This is a genomic window from Solicola gregarius (assembly GCF_025790165.1).
GTDB lineage: Bacteria > Actinomycetota > Actinomycetes > Propionibacteriales > Nocardioidaceae > Solicola > Solicola gregarius.
In genome coordinates this window covers 3565470-3587601 of sequence record NZ_CP094970.1, presented here as the reverse complement: position 1 = coordinate 3587601, position 22132 = coordinate 3565470, and the positions used below count along the sequence as shown (strand labels likewise).

The 22132-nt window shown below is 69.2% G+C and carries 22 protein-coding genes and 1 tRNA gene; 4 read left to right on the top strand and 19 right to left on the bottom strand.

Annotated features, from left to right (window positions below; translation table 11 throughout):
* Positions 1 to 39 precede the first annotated feature (39 nt).
* Positions 40 to 453: a hypothetical protein gene (locus tag L0C25_RS17660; protein ID WP_271633018.1), complete on the bottom strand. Its 414-nt coding sequence runs from the start codon at positions 451 to 453 to the stop codon at positions 40 to 42.
* Positions 454 to 541: 88 nt separating this feature from the next.
* On the opposite strand from L0C25_RS17660, the gene L0C25_RS17655 reads away from it, so the two are divergent.
* Complete coding sequence (locus tag L0C25_RS17655) at positions 542 to 970, top strand: CoA-binding protein (RefSeq protein WP_271633017.1); 429 nt, start codon at positions 542 to 544, stop codon at positions 968 to 970.
* 4 nt (positions 971 to 974) lie between these two features.
* On the opposite strand, the gene L0C25_RS17650 is transcribed toward L0C25_RS17655, so the two are convergent.
* Together L0C25_RS17650 and L0C25_RS17645 are read right to left on the bottom strand one after the other, a co-directional pair.
* The gene (locus L0C25_RS17650) at positions 975 to 1319 is read right to left on the bottom strand and encodes a DUF3817 domain-containing protein (protein ID WP_271633016.1); all 345 of its coding nucleotides are present in this window, start codon (positions 1317 to 1319) and stop codon (positions 975 to 977) included.
* A gap of 125 nt (positions 1320 to 1444) precedes the next feature.
* Positions 1445 to 2431, bottom strand: a complete 987-nt coding sequence (locus tag L0C25_RS17645) for a prenyltransferase/squalene oxidase repeat-containing protein (RefSeq protein WP_271633014.1) — start codon at positions 2429 to 2431, stop codon at positions 1445 to 1447.
* Between the two features lie 146 nt (positions 2432 to 2577).
* Here L0C25_RS17645 and L0C25_RS17640 point away from each other — a divergent pair, with 146 nt between their 5' ends.
* Positions 2578 to 4908, top strand: a complete 2331-nt coding sequence (locus tag L0C25_RS17640; protein WP_271633013.1) for an arylsulfatase — start codon at positions 2578 to 2580, stop codon at positions 4906 to 4908.
* A gap of 60 nt (positions 4909 to 4968) precedes the next feature.
* Here L0C25_RS17640 and L0C25_RS17635 read toward each other — a convergent pair whose 3' ends face one another.
* The 14 genes from L0C25_RS17635 to L0C25_RS17570 all read right to left on the bottom strand — a co-directional run bounded on the left by L0C25_RS17635 (position 4969) and on the right by L0C25_RS17570 (position 17774).
* A complete protein-coding gene (locus L0C25_RS17635) occupies positions 4969 to 6603 on the bottom strand; it encodes a SulP family inorganic anion transporter (RefSeq protein WP_271633011.1) in 1635 nt (544 codons plus the stop codon).
* 7 nt (positions 6604 to 6610) lie between these two features.
* Entirely contained in the window at positions 6611 to 7561 is a 951-nt protein-coding gene (locus L0C25_RS17630) for an HAD family hydrolase (protein WP_271633010.1), read from the bottom strand.
* A 130-nt stretch (positions 7562 to 7691) separates the two neighbouring features.
* Positions 7692 to 7764, bottom strand: a tRNA-Ala gene (locus L0C25_RS17625).
* A gap of 126 nt (positions 7765 to 7890) precedes the next feature.
* Complete coding sequence (locus tag L0C25_RS17620; protein WP_271633009.1) at positions 7891 to 8538, bottom strand: histidine phosphatase family protein; 648 nt, start codon at positions 8536 to 8538, stop codon at positions 7891 to 7893.
* Entirely contained in the window at positions 8538 to 8900 is a 363-nt protein-coding gene (rsfS, locus tag L0C25_RS17615) for a ribosome silencing factor (protein ID WP_271633008.1), read from the bottom strand. Before rsfS ends, L0C25_RS17620 begins: the two co-directional genes overlap by 1 nt.
* Positions 8897 to 9544: a nicotinate-nucleotide adenylyltransferase gene (gene nadD / locus L0C25_RS17610; protein WP_271633007.1), complete on the bottom strand. Its 648-nt coding sequence runs from the start codon at positions 9542 to 9544 to the stop codon at positions 8897 to 8899. Before nadD ends, rsfS begins: the two co-directional genes overlap by 4 nt.
* The gene (locus L0C25_RS17605; protein WP_271633006.1) at positions 9544 to 9678 is read right to left on the bottom strand and encodes a hypothetical protein; all 135 of its coding nucleotides are present in this window, start codon (positions 9676 to 9678) and stop codon (positions 9544 to 9546) included. The genes nadD and L0C25_RS17605 overlap by 1 nt, the downstream gene beginning before the upstream one ends.
* A 48-nt stretch (positions 9679 to 9726) precedes the next feature.
* Positions 9727 to 10980, bottom strand: a complete 1254-nt coding sequence (locus L0C25_RS17600) for a glutamate-5-semialdehyde dehydrogenase (protein WP_271633004.1) — start codon at positions 10978 to 10980, stop codon at positions 9727 to 9729.
* Positions 10981 to 11128: 148 nt separating this feature from the next.
* The gene (locus L0C25_RS17595) at positions 11129 to 11488 is read right to left on the bottom strand and encodes a hypothetical protein (protein ID WP_271633002.1); all 360 of its coding nucleotides are present in this window, start codon (positions 11486 to 11488) and stop codon (positions 11129 to 11131) included.
* 51 nt (positions 11489 to 11539) lie between these two features.
* Entirely contained in the window at positions 11540 to 12691 is a 1152-nt protein-coding gene (proB, locus tag L0C25_RS17590; protein ID WP_271633000.1) for a glutamate 5-kinase, read from the bottom strand.
* Positions 12691 to 14160, bottom strand: a complete 1470-nt coding sequence (gene obgE, locus L0C25_RS17585) for a GTPase ObgE (RefSeq protein WP_271632999.1) — start codon at positions 14158 to 14160, stop codon at positions 12691 to 12693. The genes proB and obgE overlap by 1 nt, the downstream gene beginning before the upstream one ends.
* A gap of 92 nt (positions 14161 to 14252) precedes the next feature.
* Positions 14253 to 14510 (bottom strand): 50S ribosomal protein L27, encoded by a 258-nt coding sequence (gene rpmA / locus L0C25_RS17580; protein WP_271632998.1) that lies wholly within the window; start codon positions 14508 to 14510, stop codon positions 14253 to 14255.
* A gap of 109 nt (positions 14511 to 14619) precedes the next feature.
* A complete protein-coding gene (gene rplU, locus L0C25_RS17575; protein WP_271632997.1) occupies positions 14620 to 14928 on the bottom strand; it encodes a 50S ribosomal protein L21 in 309 nt (102 codons plus the stop codon).
* 125 nt (positions 14929 to 15053) lie between these two features.
* Complete coding sequence (locus L0C25_RS17570; protein ID WP_271632996.1) at positions 15054 to 17774, bottom strand: Rne/Rng family ribonuclease; 2721 nt, start codon at positions 17772 to 17774, stop codon at positions 15054 to 15056.
* Positions 17775 to 18130: 356 nt separating this feature from the next.
* Here L0C25_RS17570 and L0C25_RS17565 point away from each other — a divergent pair, with 356 nt between their 5' ends.
* Positions 18131 to 19339, top strand: coding sequence for an MFS transporter (locus L0C25_RS17565; protein WP_271632994.1), 1209 nt, complete (start codon positions 18131 to 18133; stop codon positions 19337 to 19339).
* 68 nt (positions 19340 to 19407) lie between these two features.
* On the opposite strand, the gene wrbA is transcribed toward L0C25_RS17565, so the two are convergent.
* Together wrbA and L0C25_RS17555 are read right to left on the bottom strand one after the other, a co-directional pair.
* Positions 19408 to 20019, bottom strand: coding sequence for an NAD(P)H:quinone oxidoreductase (gene wrbA / locus L0C25_RS17560; RefSeq protein WP_271632993.1), 612 nt, complete (start codon positions 20017 to 20019; stop codon positions 19408 to 19410).
* Complete coding sequence (locus L0C25_RS17555) at positions 20016 to 21419, bottom strand: MFS transporter (protein WP_271632991.1); 1404 nt, start codon at positions 21417 to 21419, stop codon at positions 20016 to 20018. Before L0C25_RS17555 ends, wrbA begins: the two co-directional genes overlap by 4 nt.
* 103 nt (positions 21420 to 21522) lie before the next feature.
* On the opposite strand from L0C25_RS17555, the gene L0C25_RS17550 reads away from it, so the two are divergent.
* A complete protein-coding gene (locus L0C25_RS17550) occupies positions 21523 to 22128 on the top strand; it encodes a TetR/AcrR family transcriptional regulator (protein ID WP_271632990.1) in 606 nt (201 codons plus the stop codon).
* Positions 22129 to 22132 lie beyond the last annotated feature (4 nt).

Genomic DNA, 22132 nt, shown 5'->3' with positions numbered 1-22132 from the left:
CGATCCGATGCCGCGTGGCCAGCGGATTACCGCGTGCGCTCAGGCCGACAACAACGCGACGCCCGTAACGACGAGCGCGATCACCTTGGCCGACTCGAGGCCGATGAATGCGTGATGCGCGTGCGAGCGTGGCGCGTCCTCGCCCGCCAGAACTCGATCCGATCGCTTGGTGAGACGCGGCCGTACGAGCGCGAGTTGCGCGACCAGGATCAGCACGACTACCGACGCGGGAACCACTACGGCCGCGCTCGGCTCCGCTGCCACGAGCGCGATGGCCAACACCAGCGCGAACGCAGTCTCCGCCGCGTTGAGGGCGCGGAACACCAGCCTGCCAATGCCGAGACCGATCGGGATCGTGACGCCCGGGGCGCGGAACTTCAGCGGCGTCTCCAGGAAGGAGATGGCGAGGACCATGCCGAGCCAGACGAAGGTGACCGCGGTGGCGATCGCCATGGGCGTTTCCATTCTCGGGCTCCCCTATCGAACAGCCGACGCGCGAACCGGCGTTCGGTGCGCGAGTCGTACGTGTGAGGGTTGATACATGACACACGCGAACCATCCGGCTACCATCCGCCGGCTGCTCACGACACCCGCGACCTGGGCCGTCGTCGGACTGTCCGCGAACACCGAACGGGTCGCGTACGGAGTCGCTGCGTTCGTCCGCGACCGGCTGGGGATGCGGATCGTGCCGGTCAACCCACGCGGTGAGTCATGGGAGGGCGAACGCGGGTACGTGCGGCTCGCCGATGTCCCGGGGCCGATCGATGTCGTCGACTGCTTCGTCAACAGCTCACGCGTCGGTGATGTCGTCGACGACGCGATCGCCGAGCGAGAGCGGCTCGGCATCGGCGCGGTCTGGCTGCAGCTCGGTGTCATCGACGAGTCGGCTGCCGACCGCGCGCAGTCTGCCGGCCTCGACGTCGTCATGGACACCTGCCCCGCGATGGAGGGGCCGGCGCTCGGCCTCTGAGCCGTCATCCGACGCGTGTGGGCGCGGGCGCACGCAGCCGGCCCGACCGGTCGGCCCAGACCTCGAAGGCGTACGTCGCGAACGGCGGGATGCTCGCCGCCAGGCCGAGCAGGATGACCGGCTTGCTCCAACGGCAGCGCAGGCCGACGGTGATGGTCATGACGACGTACCCGATGAAGATCGCGCCATGGATGGGGCCGAAGATCTGCACGCCGATCTCGTTCTCGGTCAGCGCGTACTTGAACAGCATCCCGGTGAGCAGTCCCGCCCACGAGATCGCCTCGGCGATCGCTACGACGCGGAACCAGGCGATGGCGCGGTCGGTCCGGCCGGGAGCGGAGCTGGTCATGCGGTACCTCTCGAGACGGCGGCGTACTGCGCCCAAGACTACGACAAGGCGTAGTAGGACGAGCGCGCGGGATGGGGTCGACCACGCGCCCGACCGTCACCGACCGCCGTCGTCGTCAAGCTGCACTACCCGCCCGCGTCGGCGAACTGCTGGTCCCACCAGTCCAGTACGCGCGTGCCGTACAGCGTCAACCATGGCGACGGTTCGCCCGTCGGAGCGTCGACCTCGAACCACGCACGCCCGGCGTGCGGCTCGCCCTGCAGCCAGGTGCCGTCCGGTTGCCTGGCGGCCCGGACGAGTTCGATCGCCTCGGCCATCCGCGGGTCGGGCGAAACCCCATCGAACGATGTGGCCCGGCGGAAGTAGTCGGCGGCGTTGAGCGCGCTGTAGACCCAGCGGAACGGGTACGTGAAGTGGCCGACCCACGGCCCGACGATCTCGCCGGTCTCGAGTCGGCGCATCAGGTCACGCTGCAGCAAGTACCCCTCGCCCGCGCGTCGGGCGCCGCGCGACACGTCGGTACCTCCGGTCGCGAGGTCGTACGCGAGCAGACCACCCAGCGCGTTCAGCGTCGAGTGGAACGACGACCGGGTCGACCCGTCCTCCCACGCGCAGTTCCAGCCGCCGTCGGCCAGCTGATGCTCGAGGAACCAGTCGACGAGTCCGTCGACATCGGCGCCCAACCAAAGGCCGTTCGCAAGCGTGTAGCCGTTGATGCAGCAGTCGACCTCGCCGCCCCAGTACGGCAGATTGTCGTACTCCCAGCGACAGTTCCGGTCCAGCAGCTCCGCCGTGCGCCGCTCGCGCAGCACGGCCGAGTCGAGACCCCACTCCCGCAGCGCATTGAGCGACCAGGTCGTGGCCGTCCAGGGCTGACCGTCGTCGTCCACCCCGGCGGCACCCGCGGAGTCGGCCGCCGGGAAGTACGCGCCGCCGGCCCATTGGCCGTCGGCATCCTGCAGCGCCAGGAGTCGCGCGCCGAAGCCTTCCGTCGCGACTCGTGCCCGAGTCGCCTCCCAGACCCCGGGCGGTTCGCTCAGCAGGTCGCGCTCCACCTGCCAGCGCAGCGCCGGATCGGAGTCGAGCAACCAGGAGATCGCGTCATCCGTCATGGACGCGAGCCTAGAACACAGAGCCGATGCTCCGCCCGCGTGCGAGTCGGCGACGGCCCGTCGTTCGGTCGCGGTTCCCCCACACCCGAGATAGGTTGGCCGCGCGATCACGACGCATTTCGTCCACTCAACGGAGGCAGGGTTTCATGGCGGAAGGCAACGCAGACTTCAAAGGGACCATCAACCTCGATGTCCGCGACTCGGTTCCGGACTGGGACCCGTACGTGCTCAAGGGCGCGACGGAGGGCGCACCGAACGTGCTCGTCGTGTTGTACGACGACACCGGCATGGCGTCCTGGTCGCCGTACGGCGGCCGGATCAACATGCCGACGATGCAGCGGCTGGCCGACAACGGGCTGACGTACACCCAGTGGCACACAACCGCACTCTGTTCCCCCACCCGTTCCTGCCTCCTGACCGGCCGCAACCACACCCGCAACGGGATCGCGTCGCTGATGGAGTCCACGAACGGCTTCCCGGGTAACTCCGGGCGCATCCCCGACGACTGCGCCACCGTCGGGCACATCCTGCAGGACAACGGTTACAGTACGTACTGGCTCGGTAAGGACCACAACGTCCCCGAGCAGGACAACTCCGCCGGCGGCAGCCGCAAGCAGTGGCCGCTGCAGATGGGCTTCGACCGGTTCTACGGCTTCCTCGGCGGCGAGACCAATCAGTGGTATCCCGACCTGTGCGAGGACAACCACTTCATCGAGCAGCCGTACACGCCCGAAGAGGGCTACCACCTGTCCAAGGACCTCGCCGACCGTGGGATCAAGATGATCCGCGACCAGCAGGCGTCCAACCCCTCGAAGCCCTGGTACATGTGGTTCTGCCCAGGTGCGAACCACGCTCCGCACCACGCGCCGCAGGAGTACATCGAGAAGTACAAGGGCAGGTTCGACGACGGGTACGACGCCTACCGCGAGTGGGTCCTGGCCCGGATGGTCGAGAAGGGCATCATGCCCGAGGGCACCGAGCTGACGCCGTTCAACCCGATGGCCGAGGAGGACGCCAACCCGGCCGACTACGTCAAGCCGTGGGACGAGCTCGGCGACGATGAGAAGAAGCTGTTCGCCCGGATGGCCGAGGTGTTCGCGGGCTTCAGCGAGTACACCGACGCCCAGGTCGGCCGGATCATCGACTACCTGGAGGAGACGGGCCAGCTCGACAACACCATCGTCTTCTACTGCGCCGACAACGGCGCCTCCGGCGAGGGATCGACGCACGGTTCCGTGAACGAGAACAAGTTCTTCAACAACTACCCCGACGACCTTGCCGAGAATATGACGCGGCTGGACGACCTGGGCGGCCCGGAGGCGTACAACCACTACCCGACGGGCTGGGCGGCGGCGTTCAGCACACCTTTCCAGATGTTCAAGCGCTACAGCCAATACTCCGGCGGCACCTGTGACCCGCTGGTCATCCACTGGCCGAAGGGGATCAAGGCCAAGGGCGAGATCCGGCACCAGTACCACCACGTCACCGACATCGTGCCGACCATCCTTGACCTCGCGGGCGCGGAGATGCCCGACGTCTACCGCGGGGTCGAGCAGGCCCCGCTGGCCGGGGTGTCGATGCGGTACAGCTTCGACAGCGCGGACGCGCCGACGCAGAAGAAGCGCCAGTTCTACAGCATGATCGGTACCCGCGGCCTATGGCAGGACGGCTGGAAGGTCGCGGCCACCCACCCGCCGATCACCGGCAAGGGCCACTTCGACGAGGACGAGTGGGAGCTCTACCACGTCGATGAGGACCGCTCGGAGTCGAAGAACCTCGCCGACCAGTACCCCGAGAAGGTCCAGGAGCTGATCGCCGCCTGGTTCGAGGAGGCCGACGTCAACAACGCGCTGCCGTTGGACGACCGGACCGCGATGGACCAGCTGACCATCGATCGCCCGTCGTCGGAGCCAGCGCGTGACCGGTACATCTATTACCCGGGCACGAGTGCCGTCCCGGAGGGGGTGGCGGTCAACGTACGCGGCCGGTCGTACAAGATCATCGCGGACGCCGACCTCGGCGGGGACGCGCAAGGGGTGCTCTTCGCCCACGGTTCTCGCTTCGGAGGGCACGCGCTGTTCATCAAGGACGGGAAGCTGCACTACGTATACAACTTCCTCGGCATCCCACCGGAGCAGACCTTCGTCTCCGAGAAGCTGACCCCGGGTCCGCACGCGCTCGGCATGGAGTTCACCCGCGAGGGTGCGGGTGAGCACAGGGAGTCGGTCGGCACCACCAAGCTCTACGTCGACGACCAGGTGGTCGCCGAGGGGCCGATGCGAGCACAGGTGGGCAAGTTCACCCTTTGCGGCGACGGACTCTGCGTCGGGTTCGACAGCGCCGACACGGTCAGCCGGCAGTACACGAACCCGTTCCCGTTCAGCGGCGGCAAGCTGCTCGGGGTTGCGGTGGACGTGAGCGGTGAGCAGTACCTCGACCTCGAGACCGAGGCCATGGCCGCGCTGTCTCGCGACTGACAGGAAGTAGCCGCGATGGGCCGTTCCCAGCGGGAACGGCCCTTCGTGCGTACGACCTACTCAGGGAGCCGCGACGGCGAGGGCCTCGTCGACCGTCGCGTGCACGCGACCCTGCTCCTGCAGGTCCTGGTACCACCGCACGCGTTCGGCGACCCGCCGCCCGCCGGCCGGTACCGCGGCGACGTACAGCGTGGTGTCACCCGCGGCCAGCTCGCGGTCGAGGTCGCTCAACGCGTCGAGCACGGTGATCGTCGTCGCCTCCATCCGTCGCAGGTCGAGAACGACAGCCGTCACGGGCGGATCCTGCACGGCGACGAGGTCGACTACGGCACGCATGTACGCCGAGACGTTCGCGGTGTACAAACCCTGCCGGATTCGTACGGCGATCGCATCACCGCGCCTGGTCTCGAGCGACAGCCGCGGCGTGTTCAGCTCGCGCAGTACGAGGCCCAAAGTGATGACGACACCCGTCGCGACGGCGGGCAGCAGCCCGGCGGTGACGCCGATCAGCGCCGTGGCGGACGCCACCCAGAAGTCGACCGGGCTGATTCGCGCCAGCCGGAACAGGTCGCCGAGCTTGATCAGCCCGACGACGGCAACGAACACGAGCGAGGCCAGTGTCGCCTGCGGCAGCTCCGACAGGACGGGGCCGAGCAGCAGGGCGACGAGCACCGCGAGCACGACGGTCACCAGCTGGGCAAGCTGGCTCCTCGCACCCGCACCCTTGTTCACCGCGCTCTGTGAGAATCCACCCGCGGCGGGCAGCGTCGTGAAGAAGGAGCCGGCGATGTTCGCCGTCGAGACCGCGAGCAGCTCGCGGTTGCTGTCGATCTGCGGGTCACGTACGTCGCGGATGCCGCGCGAGACCGCGATCGACTCGAGGAACGCCATCAGGGCGATCGCGAGCGCACCGGGGACGAGCAGCTCGATGTCCTCGAGTCGCGGCAGGTCGGGCGTTGGCAGCCCCTGCGGGACCTGGTCGATGCGCTTCACACCCGCGTCCTGCAGACCGGTGAACGCGGAGAGCAGGATGCCACCGCACACGACAAGGAGCGCACCCGGCACCTTGGGCGCGAAGCGATTGAGCAGCAGCAGCGTCGCGATGGACCCCACCGACAGAGCCACCGTCGGCCCGTTGACCGCGGACAACTCGCCGATCGTGGACGCCAGGGAGCGCACGAACCCGTGGCCGCTGGGGTCGGCGTCGACGCCGAGGAGCGTCCCCAGCTGCCCCACGGCGACGGTCGCGCCGACACCCACCTGAACGCCGAGGACGGTGGCCGTGCTGATGCTCTCCACGATCGACCCGAGCCTGAGCAGCCGCAGGATCAGCAGGAAGAGCCCGCATAACAGCGTGAGCGTGATCAGCGAGCCGAGCGCGTCGTCGGAACCGGCGGCGACACCCGTGGACACGAGGGTCGTCGCGGTCAGCGTCGCGATCGTCGAGGTGGTCGAGGTGCTCATCGCGCGCGACCCGCCGAGCATCGCGTACACGAGCATCGGCACCATGCAGGTGTAGAGGCCGACCTGCACCGGCAGGGAGGCGATCGTCGCGTACGCCATGGCCTGCGGCACGACGACGGCACCGGCCGACAGGCCCGCGACGACATCGGCCCCGAGCCACCGCCGGCGGTAGTGCGCGAGCGTCGGGAAGAACCACCGCGCTCGCTCCGGTGAGCCGATGGGGCCACTCATCGGATGGCTAGTGCCCGGCCGGGAAGACGCTCGACCAGTCGTCTCGTACGCTCACGACCGTGTAGCCGCGGTCGCCGGCCGACGCGAGCGCCCGCTCGGCGCCCTTGTCGTACGGGGCGTCTCCGCGATCGCTGTCGTCGTCGTGATGGACGAGCAGCGCCAAACCGGGCCGGGCGCCGCGACTGGCGAAGTCGAGCATCGGCATGTCGCCGTTGGAGTTTCCGCACGCGAGGATCGGACGCCGGCCGATGCGGCTCCAGATCCGCACGGGCTTCTCGGGTCCGTCGTCGAAGAAGGAGAGCGAGGCGGCGTACTTCACCCGAGCGGTCTCCTCGTCGTACGACAGCCCGAACGCCGAGCCGATGACCCGCTCGGGCGGGATGCCGTAGTTGTGCTCGGTCATCGGGCGCATGAAGTCGCGCTCGCCGCCCGAGACGATGTAGCAGGTGAACCCGTTGGCCTCGAGATAGCCCAGCAGCTCGACCATCGGCTGGTACACCACATCGGCGTACGGGCGCCCGAGCGTTGGGTGTTTCGCAGTGTGATAGAAGTGCGCCACCGCTTCGGCGTACGCCTCGACGCTCAGGTCCTCGACGAGTCCGACCAGCGCGCCGACGAGCACCTGGAGATCGCCGTCGTCACCCTCGTAGTGCTTGTCGATGGCCTTGCCGAGCCAGCCGAAGTCACCGGCGACAACCGAGCGGTAGGGCTCGCGGTCGGCGAGCGACGGGTCGGCCTCGGCGGCGGCACGCCAACCGTCGGCGATGTAGTGCAGCTGCGCCTGCATCGGCTTCTCGGTCCAGAGCGTGCCGTCGTTGTCGAAGACCGCAACGCGCTCCTCCTCGGGTACGGCGTTCGGCCCGGCGGTGACCGACGCCACGAAGTCCGTGATCGCGCGTCGCGTGGCGGTGTCGCGCCACGAGGCGAGCGCGGTGGTGGACGTACGCTTCTCGGTCATCGGCATCCCTCCAGCCGGGCTCATCGTGCCACAGCCGCGGCCCGCGGCTGGTACGCGGAGGGCCACGGACGGCAAGAGACGTACGAGCCCGCACCGCGGAGTGCGGAGCGGGCTCGTACGTCTGAAACCGTGGAGCTAAGGGGATTCGAACCCCTGACCTCCTCCATGCCATGGAGGCGCGCTACCAACTGCGCCATAGCCCCAGATGCGGGTCGACTATATCTCGTACGTCGCCCGCAGACGAAATCGCCCCGGCACCCCCGCCGTGAGCCGGACGTTCGGGCGCGACACACCGGGCGTGTCCTGTCTGAACGTCGTGCTCACCGGGGCTAGGCGTTGGCGTCCTGGGTCTCGTCGGAGAGAACCGGCTCGGGAAGCTGGCCGGCGTTCCACTCGGCGATCCGCCAGCCGTGCCGGCCGTCCTGCAGCACCGCCCACGCGCAGTTGTTGAAGCCCCCGAGCGAGCGCCAGTGCTCCTGCGGGAGGCCGAGGAACTCGCAGGTACCGACCCGGATCGCGGCGCCGTGCGCGACGAGCACGACGGTCGACTCGTCACCCATGGAGTCGACCGCATCGCGGATCGCCGCCGCCACTCGACGAGCCGTCTGCGCGTACGTCTCGGCACCCTCCATCGCGATGTCCTCGCCCGCGAGCCAGCGGCGCATCTCGGTGGGGAACGCCGCCTTCGCCTCGGGCATCGTCAGGCCCTCACGCGCACCGAAGTTGATCTCGCGAAGCCGCTGGTCGACCTCGACGTCGAGGTCTGCGAATGCCGCAAGCGCCTGCGCGGTGACGTACGCGCGCGACAGGTCCGAGCTGACGATCCGGTCGGGGCGCAACGACGCGAGCCGCGCGGCGGCCGACGCCGCCTGCGACATCCCGACCTCGTCGAGCGGTATGTCGGTCTGCCCCTGCACGCGGCCGGTCGCGTTCCAGGCGGTGCGCCCGTGACGCCACAGGATCAGCTGGCGGCCCACTACTCCGACGCCCCGAGGTCGATCGCGGGACAGTCGCTCCACAACCGCTCCAGCGAGTAGAATGCCCGCTCCTCCTCGTGCTGGACGTGCACGACGAGATCGGCGAAGTCGAGGAGTACCCAGCGCCCCTCGCGCTGCCCCTCGCGGCGTACCGGCTTGGCGCCGACGGCGAGCAGCTGCTCCTCCACCTCGTCGACGATCGCGCGCACCTGTCGGTCGTTCTTCGCCGAGCAGATCAGGAACACATCGGTGATGACGAGCTGGTCGGAGACGTCGAACGCGATGATGTTCTCGGCAAGCCGGTCGTCGGCGGCCCGCGCGGCCGTACGTGCGAGCTCGAGGGCGTGATCGGTTGCCGTCATGCGCTCTCCTGGTCGGCGGACGTCGGTGCGGGTCGGTAGAGGCGGTACTTGCCGATGTACTGGACGACACCGTCGGGCACGAGGTACCACACCGGCTCATCGCGCTCGACGCGCGCGCGACAGTCGGTCGACGAGATGGCGAGCGCGGGGATCTCCACGATCGTCACCCGGTCGGTGGGCAGCCCCTGCAACGTGGACTCGTCGATCTGGTGGCCGGGCCTCGTGCAACCGACGAAATGCGCGAACTCGAACAGCTCCCCCGGCTCGCGCCACGTCACGATCGCGGCCAGCGCGTCGGCACCGGTGATGAAGTACAGCTCCGCGTCGCCGTACTCGGCCTCGAGATCGCGCAACGTGTCGATCGTGTACGTGGGCCCGCCGCGCTCGATGTCGATCCGGCTGACCGAGAAGCGCGGGTTCGCGGCGGTCGCGATGACCGTCATCAGGTAGCGGTCCTCCGCGGGCGAGACCTTGCGGGACGACTTCTGCCACGGCTCGCCGGTCGGTACGAACACGACCTCGTCGAGGTCGAACCACGCCTGCACCTCGCTCGCTGCGACGAGGTGTCCGTGATGGATCGGGTCGAACGTACCGCCCATGACCCCGATCCGCGGGCGCTGCCCGGAGGCGTGGGGCAGGTTCATCAGGTGTGTTCGCGGCCCTTGCCGAACGACAGCACACCCAACATCAGGAAGACGAAGATGGCGAGGACGACGACGCCGACGACGTACGGGTTCACATCGGGGCCGTGCTCGGCGGCTTCGGCGAGAATCGACATGGGCACAATCTATCGTCTCGAGGAGGCCGGGCCGATAGGGGGCGTGGATCAGCGGACGTGACCTGACCCGGTGACGACGTAGGTGGTGGTCGTCATCTCGGGGAGGCCCATCGGACCACGGGCGTGCAGCTTCTGCGTCGAGATGCCGATCTCGGCGCCGAACCCGAACTCCGCGCCGTCGGTGAAACGTGTCGACGCGTTGACCATGACGGCCGCGGCGTCGACGAGCATCGAGAACCGGTGCGCAGCGTCGATCGACTCCGTGACGATCGCCTCGGTGTGTCCGGAGGAGTACGTACGGATGTGGCGTACCGCGTCGTCGAGCGAACCCACGACGGCGGCGGAGAGGTCGAGCGAGAGGTACTCGCGCGCCCAGTCGTCGCCGGTTGCGGGCACGACGGCGTCCGAGGCCGCCTGGAACGCCGAGTCGCCATGCACGGTGACGCCCTCGTCGCGGAGCGCGGCGATCGCGCGCGGCACGAACACGTCGGCGACCGCCTTGTGCACGAGCAGCGACTCTGCCGCGTTGCACACGCTCGTCCGGTGTGTCTTGGCGTTGACCAGGATGTCGAGGGCCTTGTCGAGGTCTGCGTCGGCGTCGACGTACACGTGACAGTTGCCGACCCCCGTCTCGATCACGGGGACGGTCGAGCGCTCGACCACCATCTGGATCAGCCCGGCGCCGCCGCGCGGGATCGCCAGGTCGACGAGGCCGCGGGCCCGCAGCAGTTGCTCGGTCGTCTCTCGGTCCGTCGGGTCGATCTGGCAGATCAGGTCGGCGGGCAGGCCGGCGCTCTCGATCGCGGTACGCAGGACGCCGACGATCGCGGTGTTCGACTGTCGCGCCGAGGAGGAACCGCGGAGCAACACCGCGCTACCGGCCTTGAGACAGATCGCGGCGGCGTCGACCGTGACGTTCGGGCGCGCCTCGTAGATCATCGCGATCACGCCCATCGGCACGCGTACCTGCGTCAACCGCAGGCCGTTCGGCAACGTCGACCCGCGTACGACCTCACCGATCGGGTCGGGAAGCGCAGCGACGTTGCGGGCGCCGTCGGCCATCGCGGCGACCCGCTCCTCGTCGAGCCGGAGCCGGTCGATGATGTGCTCGGGTATACCTTCCGCGCGGGCGGCCTCCACGTCGCGGGCGTTCGCGGTGAGGATCTCGTCGGCCCGCTGCGTCAGGGCGTCGGCGATCGCGCGCAGTGCGGTGTCCTTTGCCGCCCGGGTCGCTACGGCGAGGTCGGCCGAGACCGCTTTGGCGGCCCTGGCTCGCGTCTCGACGTGCGTACGTGCGTCCACCGCACCAGGATATGCCGCCCGGTGAGGAGAGAGTTCTGGCCCTATCGCGAGAGAGTTCTGGCCGAGCGGCGGCCGAACAGCGGCCGAAACCCTCTCGTCACCGGACCACGATTCTCTCCTCACAGGGCCAGAACTCTCTCCTCACCGTTCAGGGGAAGGGGGTTGGCACCGGGCGGTGGAGGCCGACCGGGGGGCCGGTGCTGCCAGGTGTTCGGGTCTGGAACGTCTCGCGCTCCAGCACCTCGAGGCCGACAACCTCCCACGCAGGCAGCCCGGCGCTCGAGCGGTGCTCGTTCCAGACGCGCATCGCCATCGCCGCGGCGTCGAGCATCTCGGCCGCCTGCTCCCAGTACGCGATCTCGGCCCGGTCCATCGCGTAGCGCATCGAGTGCAGGAACGCGTGCTGCTCGCCGAGTCGGCTCATCGCATCGCGTACGACATCCGCCTCATGCGGGGTACCCGACACCGTCACCGTCACATGCCAAAGCCGCTCGGGGCCACTATCCATGGCACCAACCTAAGCGACGGAAGCGGGCCCGCACGCGATGCGTCCGATTCGTTACCTGCGGCCCTGCGCCGGCTCATCGAGGAGCACCAGGTCGTCGCGGTGCATGACCTCGCGCTCGTACTCAGGCCCCAGCTCGGCGGCGAGTTCCCTGGTCGATCGTCCGATCAGGCGCGGGATCTCCGCGCTGTCGTAGCTCACGATTCCTCTTGCGACGACGCTTCCTCCCGGACGCTCGAGTCCCCCTTGCGGACCTTCGAACCCGCCCTCAGTTGCCACCAGGTCGACGGGGTCACCCGCGACGAAGTCGCCGTCAACCGCAACGATTCCGGCCGGGAGCAGCGACGCGCCGCGGTCACGCAGCGCACGTACCGCGCCCGCGTCGACGGTGATGCGGCCCTTGCCCTCCGTCGCGTGGGCGAGCCACAGCAACCGTGTCGGGCGGCGTCGCCCGGTCGGGTGGAACCGGGTGCCGGCCCCGCCGCCGGTCAGGGCCTCGGCCGCGTGGGTGACATCGGTCAGCACGACCGGAACACCGGCACCGGTCGCGATGCGCGCCGCCTCGACCTTCGTGACCATTCCGCCCGTACCGATCCGCGATCCGCTCGGCCGGCGCAGCTCGACCCGGGCGAGGTCCTCCTCGCCTCGTACGTCGGTGATCGGGGTCGCGTCGGCCGAGCGCGGGTCGCCGTCGTACAACGCGTTGACGTCCGACAACAGCACCAGGAGGTCGGCGTGCACCAGGTGTGCGACGAGCGCCGCAAGCCGGTCGTTGTCACCGAACCTGATCTCCGAGGTGGCCACCGTGTCGTTCTCGTTGACGATGGGTACGACGCCGAGCTCGAGCAACTTCGCGAAGGTCCGATAGGCGTTGCGGTAGTGGCTGCGCCGGGTCACGTCGTCGAGGGTGAGCAACACCTGCCCGACGACATACCCGTGCCGGGCGAAGCGCTCGGTGTAGTGCGCGACCAGGAGCCCCTGCCCCACACTCGCGGCCGCCTGCTGCGCGGCGAGGTCACGTGGCCGTTGCCCCAAGCCCAGCGGCGCGATCCCCGATGCGATCGCGCCCGAGCTGACGAGCACGACCTCGTCGCCGCGCGACCGCGCCTCCGCGAGCGCGTTGACCAGCGCCGACACGCGAGCGGTGTCGATCCCGTCGCCCGCCGTACTGAGCGACGAAGAGCCGACCTTGACGACGATGCGCATCAGTCGTCGCGCTCCTCGGCCGCCTCCTCATCGCGGGCAGCGCGGGCGAGCGCCTCCTGTGCGCGCGATGCGGCGAGGGCCTCACGGCGCTCGTTGGTCGTACGCCGGGTGGGCTGGTCGAGCCGGTGGTCTTCGCCCCGACGACCGAGCATCTCGGCACCCGCCTCGACCTGCGGGTCGAAGTCGAACACGACGCCGTCGCCCTCGGGCCCGATCACGACGTCGTCGCCGCGCTCTGCACCCAGCGCCAGCAACCGCTCCTCGACCCCGAGCCGCGCCAATCGGTCGGCCAGGAAGCCGACGGCCTCGTCGTTGCTGAAGTCGGTCTGATGCACCCATCGCACCGGCTTCTCTCCGCGTACGAACCACTGCTCGCCGACCCGCTCGACGGTGAAGTCGTCGCCGCCGCCCTGGCTCGGCGGCCGAAGCACGATCCGGGTGGGCTCCGCCACCGGTCGCGAGTCGCGGCTCACCCGCACGATGCCGGCCATCGCATGCGCGAGCCCCGACAGCCCTTCGTGGCTGGAGGCCGAGACGTCGTACACCTCGTAGCCGCGATCGCCGAGATCGGCGCGCACGAGATCGGCGATCTCGCGAGCATCGGGTACGTCCAGCTTGTTCAGCGCGACCATCCGTGGCCGGTCGTCGAGCCCGCCGTACGCCGACAGCTCCGCTTCGATCACGTCGAGGTCGCTGACGGGGTCGCGTCCGGGCTCGGGCGTCGCGCAGTCGATGACGTGCACGATCGCGGCGCAGCGCTCGATGTGCCGGAGGAAGTCGTGGCCGAGCCCGCGGCCCTCGCTCGCGCCCTCGATCAGCCCGGGTACGTCGGCGACCGTGAACGTCGTGGAGCCCGCGACCACGACGCCGAGGTTCGGTACGAGCGTCGTGAACGGGTAGTCCGCGATCTTCGGGCGGGCGCGCGAGAGAGCCGCGATCAGGCTCGACTTGCCGGCGCTCGGGAAACCGACCAGGCCGATGTCGGCGACGACCTTGAGCTCGAGGGTGACGGTACGCTCCTCGCCGGGCTCGCCCTTGAGCGCGAAGCCGGGCGCCTTGCGCTTCGACGAGGCGAGCGCCGCATTGCCGAGACCGCCGCGTCCGGCGGCCGCGACGACGAGCTCGGTGCCGGGCCCGACCAGATCGGCGATCACCTCACCGCTCGCGTCGCGTACGACCGTGCCGTCGGGCACCGCCAGCACGAGAGAGCTGCCGTCGGCGCCATTGCGGTTGCCGCCCCGACCGTGCGCGCCGCGCTCGGCCCGCCGGTGCGGCTCGTGGTGGTAGTCGATCAGCGTCGTCACGTCCGGGTCGACGCGAAGCAGGACGTCGCCGCCGTGCCCGCCGTTGCCGCCGTCGGGTCCGCCGAGCGGCTTGAACTTCTCTCGATGCACGGACGCGATGCCGCTGCCGCCCGCGCCGCCGCTGACGTGCAGCGTCACGGTGTCGACGAAGGTCGGTACGGCCATGACTGCTCCTGAGGCTGATCAGCGGTCGGAAATGACAGAAGGGGCGAGCCGCCGCGCGGCCCACCCCAACGTGATCGGAGAAGTAGGTAAGCCTACTGCTCCGACGGGACGATGTTGATCACACGGCGACCACGACGGCTGCCGAACTCGACGGCGCCGGCCGTCAGCGCGAACAGCGTGTCGTCACCACCGCGCCCGACACCCGTGCCCGGATGGAAGTGCGTGCCGCGCTGGCGCACGATGATCTCGCCGGCGTTGACCTGCTGGCCGCCGTATCGCTTCACACCGAGCCGCTGGGAGTTGGAGTCGCGGCCGTTCTTGGTGGAGGCGGCGCCCTTCTTGTGTGCCATGAGCTGAGTCCTTCGTGCTGAGTCGATTGTCACCGACCCGTACCGGAAAGCAGATCTCGGTCGGGTCGCTCTTTCGTCGGCTTGCTATCGGTTGATCGGTAACGCGATGTCAGGCCGAGATGCCGGTGACCTTGACCTGGGTGTAGTGCTGACGGTGACCCTGCCGCTTGCGGTAACCGGTCTTGTTCTTGTACTTGACGATGCTGATCTTCGGGCCCTTGGTCGCGGCGACCACCTCGGCGGTCACCTTGGCCTTGTCGAGCGAGGTTGAGTCGGACGTCACGGTCTCACCGTCGACGAGGAGTACGGCGGGAAGTTCAACCGACTCTCCGATGGCTGACGCAACCTTGTCGATCTCGATGACATCGCCGACGGCGACCTTCTGCTGGCCGCCGCCACTGCGCACGATCGCGAACACGACTCACTTCCTCGGGTGATGATTCGGGTGTCGGCCCGGGAGCCGACGAGAACAGGGGCGTGCCATGGCACACCGAGAACCAATTCTACGGATGTGCCCTTGCGTACGTCAAAACGGGTAGCGCATCAGTGCGCGGTCGGTGCCTCGGCGACACCGGCGGCGACGGAATCACCGGTCGGGGTCGCGTCACCGGATGTCGACACATCGCCGGAGGTTGGCGTCTCCTCGGACTTCGACTCGCCGTTCGAGCTGCCCTTACGCGACCGCGACCTGCGGCCACCGGACTTCGGCTTGTCGGCGCCGCTGGTCGGCTGCTCGCCGGCCTTCGGCTCGTCGCCGCCCTTCGGCTGTTCGCCGGACGTCGACTCCGCCTTGGGCTTGTCGTTGCCACCCTTACCGGTCTTCGATGCCGGCTTGCGTTCGTCGTTGCCGCGCCTGTCGGCGTTGTCGCCGCCGGACTTCTCGCCGCCGGACTTCTCGCCGCCGGACTTCTCGCCGCCGGACTTGTCGCCGCCGGACTTCTCGCCGTCAGACTTCTCGCCGTCAGACTTCTCGCCGCCGCGCCCCTTACCCCGACGACGACCCCGCGGGGAGTCGTCGGAACGCTTGCGCGGCTCGACGGGCTCATTGTGGATGATGAGACCACGGCCGTTGCAGTGCTCGCAGGTCTCGCTGAATGCCTCTACCAGGCCGGTGCCGATGCGCTTTCGGGTCATCTGCACGAGTCCGAGCGAGGTCACCTCCGCCACCTGGTGGCGCGTACGGTCGCGGCCGAGGCACTCGACGAGGCGGCGCAACACAAGATCCCGGTTGTTCTCGAGCACCATGTCGATGAAGTCGATCACGATGATGCCGCCGATATCGCGCAGCCGCAGCTGCCGCACGATCTCCTCGGCCGCCTCGAGGTTGTTCTTGGTCACCGTCTCCTCGAGGTTGCCGCCGGAGCCGGTGAACTTGCCGGTGTTGACGTCGATGACGGTCATCGCCTCGGTGCGGTCGATGATCAGCGATCCACCGGACGGCAGCCACACCTTGCGATCGACCGCCTTCGAGATCTGCTCGTCGATGCGGTACGACTCGAAGGAATCCTTGTCGCCTGAGGTCCAGTGCTCGAGCCGGTCGGACAGATCGGGCGCGACGTGCTGCACGTACCCGTTGACCATGTCCCAGGCCTCGTCGCCCTCGACGGTCAGCTTCGCGAAATCCTCGTTGAACAGGTCGCGAACGACCTTGATCATCAGATCCGGCTCGCCGTACAGCAGTTGCGGGCCGTTCTGCTTCTCGGCCTTCTGCTCGATGTCGTCCCACCGCGCCGTCAATGCCGATACGTCACGCTGGAGCTGCTCCTCGGTCGCGCCCTCGGCGGCCGTGCGGATGATGACGCCGGCCTCCTCGGGAAGGATCTCCTTGAGCAGACCCTTCAAGCGGTTGCGCTCGGTGTCGGGCAGCTTGCGGGAGATGCCGTTCGTCTGTCCGCCGGGTACGTACACCAGGAAGCGTCCGGCCAGGCTGACCTGGCTGGTCAACCTAGCGCCCTTGTGACCGATCGGGTCCTTGGTGACCTGGACCAGAACGGTCTGGCCGGACTTGAGGACCTCCTCGATCTTGCGCGGCTTGCCGTTGCCGAGCGCCTTCCAGTCGACCTCGCCCGCGTACAACACGCCGTTGCGGCCCTTGCCGATGTCGATGAACGCGGCTTCCATGCTCGGCAGGACGTTCTGCACCCGGCCGAGGTAGACGTTGCCGATCATCGACGACTGGGACGCCGCGGCGACGTAGTGCTCCACGAGAACGTCGTCCTCGAGCACCGCGATCTGCGAGAGGTCGGGGCGCTGCCGGATCACCATCTCGCGCTTGACCGACTCACGCCGGGCGAGGAACTCGGCCTCGGTCACGATCGGTGCACGGCGTCGACCGGCCTCGCGACCCTCGCGACGCCGCTGCTTCTTGGCCTCGAGCCGGGTCGAGCCCGAGACGCTGGTGATCTCGTCCTCGGCGCTACGCCGCTCGCGTACCTTCGTGACGGTGTTCGCGGGGTCGTCGGTGGCGGCCGCCGGCTCTTCACCGCGCCGGCGCCGACGGCGTCGACGACGGCTCGAACCATCATCGGACTTGTCGTCGGACGAGCCACCGTGGTCGGAGTCGTCGGAGTCGTCGGTCTTCTTGGTTTGCTCGCCGGACGACTTCGCCTTCGACGAGTCGTCGTCCTGGTCGCCGGCCTCGGGCGCCTCGTCGTCGCTTCGGCGCCGGCGACGACCTCCGCGGCGACGGCGACGGCGCGTACCCCCGGAGTCGTCGGATCCGTCATCGGAGTCGTCGTCTGCGTGGTCGGATGCGGCCGCGGGTTCCTCGGTGGGCTCGGGCGCGGGCTTCGACCTCGCGCGCACGGGGTCGGGCGCCTGGAACAGCGGAGCGGCGAACGGTGAGGCGGTGGTCGCTCGAGATACCTCGGTGGCGCCGACCGACATGTCCGAGTCGTCTGCGTCGTCGGCCGGCTTCTTCGACTGCCTCTTGCGCGAGGTCGCCTTCTTCGCCGTCGCCTTCTTCGCGGTGTCGTCGGCCGCGTCGCCAACCGTGGCGTCGGCCTCAGGGGCATCGACGGGCTTGACGGAAGCGGCGTTCGACTCGTCCGCGCCACCATCGGCCTCGGCCGTGGGCGTCGCCTTCTTCGTCGACTTCTTCTTCGTCGTCCGCTTCGGCTCCGCCGGGGGTTCAGCGGCAGAGAACGTCGTCGCGGCCGGCGGTCCCGCTGGCCGGGATACGGCGCGTCGGCGCTTCGGGGCCTCGGCCGTTCCCGATGTGGTGGTGCCGGTGGATGCGGCCGAGCCGCTGTCTTCGTCGAGCATCTGCTCTCCTTCGCTCCCGGGCGTACGCCTCACGGGAACCGTGTCGGTCGCTCGCGGCCGTGGTGGCTGCCGAGCGCAAGCTTGCGTTCGCGGCGAAACCCACGGTGTCACTCGGCGACGTGCGCCGCCGCGGTCGACACGCCACGCTCTCGCGGGGCAATGTGTCGCGGTCGGGTGCAGTCTCGTCGCCGCCGTAGCCAGCCGCAGCGTTGCGACTCGGCCAAGGCATCGCCGAGTCGTGGGGCCCGGCGTACGCCATACCTCACGACCGATATCAGTATCGCACACGCGCACGGCGGATCCCGAACGCAGCGCCCGGGGCGCCGCCGACTGGTTGCATCGTGCACCATGAGAGCGTGGCATCTTCCCCGGCGAGTCGCGAGCGCCATGGGCATCGCCTTCTCGCCCTCGTCTGCCTCATCGCGCTCGCTCTGAACCTGCGGAGCGTCGTCTCCAGCGTCGGCGTGTCACTCGACGCGATCATCCCCGCGCTCTCGATGTCGGGCGCGACCGCCGGGTTGCTGACAACGCTGCCCGTCCTGAGCTTCGCGCTCTTCGGCGCGACCGCAAACACCATCGCGCGTACGCTCGGCCTGCACCGCACGGCGGCCGCCTCGCTCGCGGCGCTGACCATCGGCATGGTCGTACGCGCGTTCGTCGACTCGACCGTGCCGTTCATGCTGGCGACGACGCTCGCGCTCGCCGGCGCCGCGACGGGAAACGTCATCCTGCCGCCGCTCGTCAAGCGCCACTTCCCCGACCGGGTCGGCACGATCACCGCCGTCTACACCTCCGCCCTGCTCGTCGGCGCCGCACTGCCGCCGGCACTGACCGTCCCGATCGCCGACAACGCCGGCGGCTGGCGCGCCGGCCTGCTCGCGTGGGGAATCCTGGCCGCGGTCTGCTTGCTTCCGTGGCTCGGCATGCTCGGCCACGACGTGCATCCATCGACCACCCTGCGCAAGAAGGTGCCGTTCCGAGCCGTCGCGCGCTCGCCGATGGCCTGGGCCATGGCCGTCTTCTTCGGCGTGCAGTCGTCCAATGCGTACGTGGTGCTCGGCTGGCTCGCGCAGGCGTACACCGACGCCGGGCTCCATCGGGCGACGGCAGGCGTCATGATCGGTCTCGTGCAGGCCCTCGGCATCCCGACCGCGTTGCTGCTGCCGCAGCTGTCGCGGCGGCTGCCCAACCAGGCGCTGCTGCCGGTCGGCTTCGCGCTGCTCTCCGCGGCCGGCTGGATCGGCGTCATGGCCGCGGCCGAGACGGTGCCGTGGCTCTGGGCTGTGCTGCTCGGCCTCGGTGGCGGCGCGTTCCCGTGGGTGCTGTCGATGATCGGCCTGCGTACGCACACACCGGCGGGCACCGCGGCACTGTCGGGGTTCGTGCAGTCGGTCGGCTACCTGCTCGCCGCGATCGGCCCGTTCGGCGTGGGACTCCTGCATGACGCGACCGACTCGTGGACGGCGCCGCTCGTCGCTGTCGCCGGTGCATCGTTGCTGATGCTGATCGGGCTGGCGTTCGCCCGGCCGCGCTGGTTCGAGGACACCCTCCCTCCCCTCCGCTGAGTCGTCGATCCTGCACTGCAAGACTGACTGGGTCGGCGGTGCGGGACCGACGACTCGGTGATCGGGGGTCAGGTTCGGCGGCCGGAGCGCAGGGCCGCGGCGGTCTCGACCGCGCGGCGTGCCTGGTAGCGGGCGGCGTCCAGCTCGACCTCGCCCGGGCCGGCGCCCTGGACGGCCAGGTGCGAGGCGCCGTACGGGTTTCCGGTCGCGAACTGGATCGGGTCGGTGTATCCCGGCGGCACGATCACGCCGCCCCAATGGGCGAAGACGGTGTACAGCGACAGCAGGGTGCTCTCGTGACCACCGTGCGCCGTAGCCGTCGAGACGAACGCACCGTAGACCTTGTCCGCGAGGCGCCCTTCGCGCCACGACGATCCCGTCGAGTCGATGAACTGCTTCAGCTGGCTCGCGACCATGCCGTACCGCGTCGGCGTACCAAACAGCACGGCATCGGCCCACTCGACGTCCTCGATGCGCACCTCGGCGACGTCGTTCGTACGCTCGACGTGCGCCTGCCAGTGGTCATGCTCGGCGATCGCCTCTGCGGGTGCCAGCTCGGCGACCTTGCGCAGTCGTACGCGCGCGCCCGCCTTCTCGGCGCCCTCCGCAGCGGCCTCGGCGAGCGCATGCACGCTTCCGGTCGAGCTGTAGTAGACGATCGTGGCGTTGACATCGGTCATCGGATCTCCTCCATTGGTTTCTGACTTGCCTCTTCTGGAACCTGTGCCGAGCGGGTGGGTCGCAGCAGCAACACCGCGGCGCCGATCGCCCCGACGCCGATCGCCGCCGGTACGACCGCCGCGACGCGAAGGCCGGCGGCCCCGTCTCCCGCGAGCGTCCACGCGGCGGTGACGAGGGTCGGACCGAGCAAGAACCCGAGCTCGCGGACCAAGCTGCTGGTCGCGCCGACCGTGCCGACGAGCTCGGGTGGCGCCGCCGCCATCAGCTGCGTCATGTTGGGCCCGAAGAACAGGCCCATTCCGGCCCCGGTCACCGCGAGGCGCCAGGCGATGTCCGCCGCCGACCAGCTCGCCGACAGTGGGACGAGCGATGCGAGCCCGGCGACGAGAATCGCGCTACCAACGGCCGCCGTACGCGCCGCGCCCCACCCGTCGGTGAGAACTCCCGCGAGCGGACCGACAACGGCGGTCGCCGCCGGGAACGCGAGAATGGCGAGCCCGGTCTCCGCGGCGCTCATGTCCAGCACCCGCATGGTGAAGAACGGCATCAGGAAGAGCAGCGCGGCGTTCGCTGTCGCGGCCGCGGCGAGCCCGAGGTGGGCGTACGCGACCGTCGTTCGGCGCAGTGCCCCGATCGTCGTACGACTGCCCGGTATGCGGTACCACGCGAACAGCGCCGGGCCCGCGACGACCGTGAGTCCGAGCCACGCGAGCTGTCCGTCGGCGGCGAACGTCAACCCGAGCAGGACCGCGGAGCCGGCGAAACCGACGACCGCGGTCTCGACGTACAGCGACCGGGCCGGGCTGTTGAGTCCGCCGTCGGCATCCATGCGGGTCGCCGCGACGTACATGACCGCGAGCGCGACCGGCAGGTTGACCCAGAAGATCCAGGGCCATCCCCAGGTGTCGACGAGGACGCCTCCGACGACCGGGCCGGCAACGGAGCCCAGCGGGCCGAGCGTGATCGCGACCGCCATCGCGCGGCCCCGAGCCTGCGGCCGTACGGCTCCGGTGACGACGACGGGAAGCAGCGCGAACAGCACTCCCGCGAACGCGCCTTGCGCCGCGCGCGCCCCGATGATGAGCCCGAGGCTCGGCGCCAACCCGACGGCGACGCTGCTCAGCGCGAACCCGCCGACGGAGAGCAGCATCGTCGCCCGCGTACCCGCGCGGTCCAGATAGCGCCCGCTCGGCAGGGTCACGGCGATCAGCGGCAGCAGGTAGCCGAGGATCACCCATTGGCTCGCCTCGGTACCGACGCCGTATTCGTCCTCGATCACCGGCAGCGCCACATTGACGACACTCATGTCGAGGGTCGCCATGAAGATGACGAGCCCCATCGCGACGACGACCGACCAGCGATTGGGTGGCTCTTCGGTGCGCGTATCTCTCGTGTTCACGACCCCTCCAGTAAGTTCACAACTCGTGTAGTTTACGTACAACTGCACACATCGTGAAGTTATTTCCTGGACTCGCCGGCACAGCGATGAGAAGGTGCTCTCGATGTCTCGAGCCGAACCGGTCAACGCGCGCGGCAGGCGTACCCGAACCGCCCTGCTGGACGCCGCCCGGACGTTGGTCGAGGAGGCCGGACCCGAGTCGATGACGATGGCGTCGGTCGCCGACCGCGCGGGAGTGTCGCGCCGGGCGGTCTACCTGCACTTCGCGTCGCAGCCCGAGCTGGTCAACGCGTTGTTCGACTACGTCAACGAGGTCGAGGACATCGGGGCGGCGATGGCGCCGATCGACGACGCACCTGATGCCGCAACGGCACTACACGAGTTCGCGCGGTTCCTCGCGACGTTCGTACCCCGCATCCTGCCGGTGTCGGATGCCATCTACCGCGCGGTCAGGTACGACGAGGGTGCCGCGACACACTGGGCAACAGCGATTCGCGACCGACGTCGCGTCTGTACGCGGCTGCTGACGCGCATCGCCGAGGAGGACGCGCTGTCGGAGCACTGGACCGTCGAGTCCGGCGCGGACATGCTGCTCGCACTCATCTCCAACGACGTCATCGAAACGCTGCTCGACGACTGTGGATGGTCGGCCGAGCAGACGACCGAACGGCTGACCATCGTGTTCGAGTCGACCTTCATCTCCCGCTGAGTCG